Source organism: Oleiphilus sp. HI0043 (assembly GCF_001634935.1).
In genome coordinates this window covers 1-1,072 of record NZ_LWEY01001393.1, presented here as the reverse complement: position 1 = coordinate 1,072, position 1,072 = coordinate 1, and the positions used below count along the sequence as shown (strand labels likewise).

General features: G+C 46.3%; 2 protein-coding genes. Both read left to right on the top strand.

What is annotated here, in order from left to right:
- The coding region (locus tag A3729_RS19050; protein WP_156498026.1) for a beta-ketoacyl-ACP synthase II at positions 1–770 on the top strand (770 nt) is incomplete at its 5' end.
- Positions 771–772: 2 nt separating this feature from the next.
- The coding region (locus A3729_RS19045) for an aminotransferase class IV (RefSeq protein ID WP_197475927.1) at positions 773–1,072 on the top strand (300 nt) is incomplete at its 3' end.

Sequence of the window (1,072 nt, the reverse complement as noted above, 5' to 3'; positions counted from 1 at the left end):
CGGTAGTCACAGCTTGTACTACGGGCACTCATAACATTGGTTACGCAGCAAGAACGATTGCCTATGGTGATGCCGATGTGATGATAGCCGGTGGTGCTGAAATGGCGACAACACCAATTGCTGTTGCAGGTTTTAGCAATGCTAAGGCATTGTCTTCCAATGACCGACCTGCTGAAGAAGTCAGCCGCCCTTGGGATAAAGGTCGAGACGGGTTTGTACTATCTGATGGCGCAGGTGCACTGGTTTTGGAAGAGTTGGAGCACGCAAAAGCGCGTGGTGCAACAATCTATGCTGAGCTAACCGGCTTTGGTATGAGTGATGATGCCTTCCATATTACTTCGCCTATTGAAGATGGTTCAGGCGCAAGAACCGCTATGGAAAATGCTATCAACGATGCAGGAATAGAACCAGAATCGATTGATTATATTAATGCTCACGGCACCTCAACTCCGCTTGGTGATGTGGCAGAATGCAAAGCGATCAAAGACCTGTTTAAAGAACATTCTAGCTCTTTGCTTGTTAGTTCAACCAAGTCAATGACTGGTCACTTGTTAGGGGCTGCTGGCGCGATTGAGGCAATCTTTTCTGTAAAAGCTATCACTGATCANGTAGCGCCACCAACGATTAACCTCGATGAGCCTGAAGAAGGGTGTGATTTGGATTTCGTGGCACATACTGCCAGGAAAGCTCCGATAAAAGCTGCTCTATCGAACTCCTTTGGTTTTGGCGGTACTAATGGCACTTTAATCTTTCAGGCCTTGGAAGATTAGAAATGAAAACGCGAGCTCACTTAACCTTAGTCAATGAGCTTGAGACCTCGGCAATCGATATCGCTGATCGGGGCCTTGCCTACGGAGATGGTTTATTTGAAACGCTTAGAGTGGTCGATGGAAAAATTCCTCTTCTAAGTTATCATCTGGAACGATTTAAACGTGGCACTAAGGCGCTTGATTTAGGTGAAACTGAAATGCTTGCTGGTAAGTTTGAGCGTTATGTTGGCTTGGCTTTGAAAGACCTGACTAAAGCCGCTCACCTTAAGCGAGCGATAATCAAAGTGATTCTTACGCGTGGA